Here is a 5,021-nt window from a genome sequence, read left to right on the forward strand (position 1 = left end):
TTCCTTGTGCAGAGTGAAACCGACACGACCATCGACCCTGGGTGGGTTTCCAGAGCTGAAAGGTGGACGCCCTTTCGGGAGGCGATGGAACAGAATACGCCGGCGCAAGTTCAATCGGTGCGCGTGCAAGGGTATACGCATAGGCGATATCGGGAGACCATTGAAGATATGCGCAGGCTGCAGAATGATCCCCGCTTGCAAGCCATTGCCGGCGCTGTTGTCATCGGCGTTTCTCTGTGGGCTTTGTCGCGATCGGCAGCAGATGATCACACCCCAGTCCACGCAAACCCAAGCGGTCGAGGGCGAGAGGCTAGAACGCCTGAGCAAATACCTGCAAGAGGTCTTCTCGATGTCCTTTATCGCACCTATAACGAGGTTCTGGACGATCGTGTGATGCTCGTTTCGGCAGGTGTAGCGTTCTATCTCTTCCTGTCTATTTTCCCGGCGTTGGCGGGCCTTGTGTCACTGTATGCCCTCATTGCCGATCCTGGAGATATCTCACACCATCTTCGCGACGTAGGAATATTCCTGCCAACCGGGGCTTTTCAGCTATTTGCGGATCAAATCGAAGTGCTGGCAAAGCGTAACGACAACACTTTGGGGTTTACGTTTTTCATCGGGCTGGGCGTTGCCATCTGGGGAACGCATCGCGGCACGATGGCGATCTTCGACGCAATGAATATTGCGTATGAGGAGGAGGAGAAGCGTGGCTTTATATCCCTCAACCTACTAGGTCTCGCATTTACGGCAGCGGGCATTTTCGCATCGGTGGCAATGGTCGGGCTTATAGCAATCTTGCCTGTTGCGTTGACTTACATATGGCTCGATCAGGACATCGAGCGTGCGGCGTTGATCCTTCGGTGGCCCTTATTGCTGGCATTCGTGCTTGTCGGTTCCTCAGCCGTGTACCGCTTGGGGCCGAGCAGGCAGCCCGCAAAGATTCGATGGATTACATGGGGCGCGGCTCTCACGACTGTCGGCTGGTGTGGAATGTCCGTCGGCTTTTCGATCTACCTTGACCATTTCGCAAACTACAGTGCGACATACGGAACGCTCGGAGTACTGATCGGCTTTCTGGTATGGCTATGGCTATCAATCGCCATTCTGTTCATAGGCGGAGAGCTCAACGCGGAACTTGAGCATCAGACCGAGCAGGATACGACCACAGGACGACCGCGGCCGATGGGTGCGCGCGGCGCCTACGTCGCAGATACGGTCGGAGAAACTGTCGATCGTTGACTCGACGCAAATTCGTCGATGGATAGAGCGTATCGCCGAGATGCGCCCACGCAGAAATACCGCTCCCACTGATTGGCATCACAGAAATAGCTAATGACGACGATCCTGCAATATGAGCGAGAACCGCTCGAAGATTGCAAGGCGGCGCATGCCACTACACCACATTAAGTTTCTATTTCCTTCCCTACCGGGTCAGTCCGAACAGGAACGCTATCGAAGCGACGACGGCAGCGGCCTTGAGCGGTTTTGACTTGGCGTAGTCTTCGACTTGACGGGCTACCCCCATAACCCTGGACTTTGCGACCTCCGTCGATCCAGTGGCAAAATCCGAGACGGTTTGGCCGAGGCGTTCTGCCTCGCGACGGTATGCGGCGCCTTCGCCTCGAGCGTGTCGCCCTTCACCTGTCGCGTCAAGTGCCTGATCGACAAGGGGAGCGGAAACCTCCGAACCGGCGTCCAGACCCTTTGCGACCTTCTCCGCGGCATCCGTATTGGCTCGACCGGAAGACACGGATGTGTGGGATACGGAAACTGGATCAGAGGCAGGAAATGTTGCTTCAAGGGCTTTGTCAAGCTCCTCGGGATTTGACTTCGGGGCTTGGCGAGCGCGCTCCTTCTTTAGGGATTCCACTGCCGGGGATTGGTCGGGATTGGCCATGACAATATCTCCTGTGATCGTGCCGGATAATCGGTTTTCGGCTTGGAAGTTCCGCCCGGTGCGGCGTTCTTTGGAAATTCTTTGATATCGCGACTATATATCGACAAGCGGTTATGGTGCCGCTGCGCATTTTCCAAGACTTGAGGAACAGATATTTGGCTCGTCGTGCCGGCAGTGCTGATCTTCCGCTTCACGGCGGACGCGTTCCTTCTTGGCTCGGGGATCGTATGACTCGTCTCGGCGCCGTCATCACCGAGGCGATTGTTCTGCATTACGGACGTGACGAATTTCTTCGTCGATTGGCCAACCCATTCTGGTTCCAGTCTTTCGGCGCGGTGATGGGGATGGATTGGCACTCGTCCGGCATAACGACCAGCGTTATCGGTTCATTAAAGCGTGGTTTGACGCCGCGTGCTCGCGAACTCGGCATTCATGTCTGTGGAGGGCGCGGCGCGCAATCCAGAAAAACGCCTTCGGAACTAACCCTTGTCGGTGAGAAGACAGGCGTCGATGGTGAAGCGCTGGCAAGTACCAGTCGGCTCGTGGCCAAGATCGACAGCGCCGCGGTTCAGGACGGGTTTGACCTCTATCTTCATGGGTTTGTGGTAACCGACGATGGCAAATGGGTTGTCGTCCAGCAAGGGATGAACGGCGAACGTCGGCAAGCTCGGCGTTATCATTGGTTATCAGAGGGGCTAACAGATTTCCTCAACTCGCCACACGCTGCGATCGAGGGGAGAATGCAGGGCGAGATCGTCAACCTTGCCGATGCGAGAGCAGAGCCTTCTCGCCGCGCACAGCTTGAGCTGCTGGATACGATGGGACCTGACAAGATTGTAACGGAGATTGCATCCCTTGACGACTATGCTCCTCGCGCTCGTCCCGTTGAAGATGATCTCCCGTTGTTGCGACACCTCGTCATGCCGGCCCATCATGACGTTCGGGAGAGCGACGTTAACATGCGCAGGCTGCACGCCACGCTCGCTGCCGCTGCCGATCGCGGTCCTGTCGATTTCCAGGATTTGCTTCTCACGCCAGGAGTAGGGGCACGCACAGTCAAGGCGTTGGCTATGGTTGCCGAAGTCGTTCATGGGGCGCCGTGCCGGTTCACGGATCCGGCCAGATTTTCGTTGGCACACGGCGGCAAGGACCGCCACCCATACCCCGTTCCCATCAAGGTCTATGACGAGACGATCGGGGTGATGAAATCTGCGGTCAGGCGAGCGAGACTTGGGCGGGATGAAGAGTTGCAGGCACTGAAGCGCCTTGATGATCAGGCGAGACAGCTTGAGAGGTATGTCACGGGTCCCGCCTTGAAAGAGATCGTCGCCGGAGAATACTCCCAGTCCGAGATTTTTGAGTCACGCAGTGTTTTCGGCTGGGAAAGCGAATTGCGCGGGGAGTGAAACTGCGCATCGCGTTATCGGGAAGTTGTCGAAATCGAAAGCTGTATCCTCGACAACCTTAACCGTGAGCATCTGTTTTTCCCGGTCGAAATTAGTGTTTCTGGAGATCGTTAGAAACCGCAGATCCTATTTCCGTGTCTGCCAAGTCGCTCTGGCGGGTAACCTGCGGTGACGTGTTTTTTGATAGGAGATGCATCTGGTTGCTGCTCATTGATCCGACGCCCCGCGACGAATCCCGGTCTCATCGCCGGGCTTTTCTTTTTATCCCAATGGTCCGGGAGGTCCCATGAACATCCGTTTGTCCGCATTTTTACTGTCTGTCTCCGCCGTGGCCTTTGTCGCTGCCGTCGATATCCTCCCCACAGGTCAAAAGTGAGGTTGGCCGCGCCTCCGATGTCGTCATCCAAGGGTCAATTCTGGAGCCGGAAAAGCTTCAGGTAAAAGACGAGGCCAATCTCACGGCGCTGATCAAGGCGCACGAAGGCTTCAAGGTTGAGGTCTTCGCGCGCGACGTTGCGCCGAAACCTGACCGACGTTGATTGCCAAAAAGCTCACTATTCATCGCTGAATGCGCCCGAAATTTCCTTCTGAAGCTTTTTGATAGCGCGTTTTTTCGCCGGCGTGGTTCCAAACAAATCCAGAACCCGTCCGATTGCCTCATCTGCGACGCTATGACGACGAGCGCTCTCTTCGATCGCGGCCCTGAAATTGGGCTTTGTCTTGGTCGGGGTCAACTCTTCGCAGCTCCTAACCAGAGCTGGTTCGTCTTGCATCGTGATCGACGTGGGCGTGCGGGTATGATGGGCGTTCTGCGCAAACGTCGCGCCCGGTGCCACCCCAATCGGCGCAGCTTGTTTTAGTGGTGGGTCAATGGGCTCTACCACCACCTTCGGAGTTCTTGTCATCCGTCGTTGTTGACTGGTTGCGGCGATTGGCAGCCAAGCGCGCTGCATCAGTTTATCATCGGCATAATAGAAGTTTCGAAGGCCGAATATGGCTTGCTGATTCCGCAACTTGATGATGCAGCGCGTCTCGTTCATGGCTCCCAGTTCATCCGGCCGCATGAGCGGGCGCATCGCCGTCCTGTGCGACATAGTTGCCCCCTTGCGATCAAACAGCGTGACGCCAGTCGAAACGGCCTTATCAACAGTGACCTCTTTCCTCTCACCAAGCAATTGCGAGACATAACGCTGGTCCTCGGGGTCCTGCGCTCCAAGGAAAATCTGGGCGCGTGCGGAATTCACCAGCGTTTGTCGACCTTCGCGCGTATAGACGTTGTCGATCGACCGCAGAGATTGGACGAAGAACCAGCAGGGTATGCCGTAGCCGCCAAGAACGGTCGCGACGGTGAGGGCATTTTCCAGTTTGCCGAGTTTTGAAACTCATCGAGCAAGACCAGAACGCGGCGCTCGCCGCGCGTCATCATGGTGCGCGACATGTAGTCCATGAACTGGACCATCAGCACGTTAAAGATCGGCCCAATGGACGCAACCTGCTGGATCCGGAAATCCAGATACAGGCTCATATTCTCGCGCCGCATCGCGCGAATGTCGAAGGTCGATCGCGCTGTCGCCCGCAGAATCCGATTGTTTTTAAACGGCCGGACGGCTGCGGCAAGCGAGCCGTAAACCCCGTCGAACTGTTTTCCCGCCATAACCGCAAAGCGCGCGATCGTCGTATAGGTAAAAGAACTGATCCACTCGGCCCGAAGCTCGGGG

The 5,021-nt window shown here is 56.3% G+C and carries 3 protein-coding genes and 1 pseudogene; 2 read left to right on the forward strand and 2 right to left on the reverse strand.

The annotated features are described in order from the left end of the window. Positions 1-159 precede the first annotated feature (159 nt). A complete protein-coding gene (locus ACSQ3J_RS31110; RefSeq protein ID WP_436041152.1) occupies positions 160-1,239 on the forward strand; it encodes a YihY/virulence factor BrkB family protein in 1,080 nt (359 codons plus the stop codon). Positions 1,240-1,423: 184 nt separating this feature from the next. Here ACSQ3J_RS31110 and ACSQ3J_RS31115 read toward each other — a convergent pair whose 3' ends face one another. Then, entirely contained in the window at positions 1,424-1,897 is a 474-nt protein-coding gene (locus ACSQ3J_RS31115; protein WP_060504430.1) for a hypothetical protein, read from the reverse strand. A 155-nt stretch (positions 1,898-2,052) separates the two neighbouring features. Between ACSQ3J_RS31115 and ACSQ3J_RS31120 the strand changes: the two genes are divergently transcribed. Then, a complete protein-coding gene (locus ACSQ3J_RS31120) occupies positions 2,053-3,303 on the forward strand; it encodes a DUF763 domain-containing protein (protein ID WP_060504454.1) in 1,251 nt (416 codons plus the stop codon). A gap of 554 nt (positions 3,304-3,857) precedes the next feature. Here the strand turns inward: ACSQ3J_RS31120 and ACSQ3J_RS31125 are convergent. After that, positions 3,858-4,957: pseudogene (locus ACSQ3J_RS31125) on the reverse strand (type IV secretory system conjugative DNA transfer family protein). Positions 4,958-5,021: the final 64 nt, after the last annotated feature.

It is taken from the genome of Rhizobium sp. LjRoot98 (assembly GCF_964252935.1).
Lineage (GTDB): Bacteria > Pseudomonadota > Alphaproteobacteria > Rhizobiales > Rhizobiaceae > Pararhizobium.

Bases quoted from the DNA above. Each gene is read 5' to 3' on its own strand.
- ACSQ3J_RS31115 (WP_060504430.1), bottom strand. From the start codon at position 1,897: ATGGCCAATCCCGACCAATCCCCGGCAGTGGAATCCCTAAAGAAGGAG.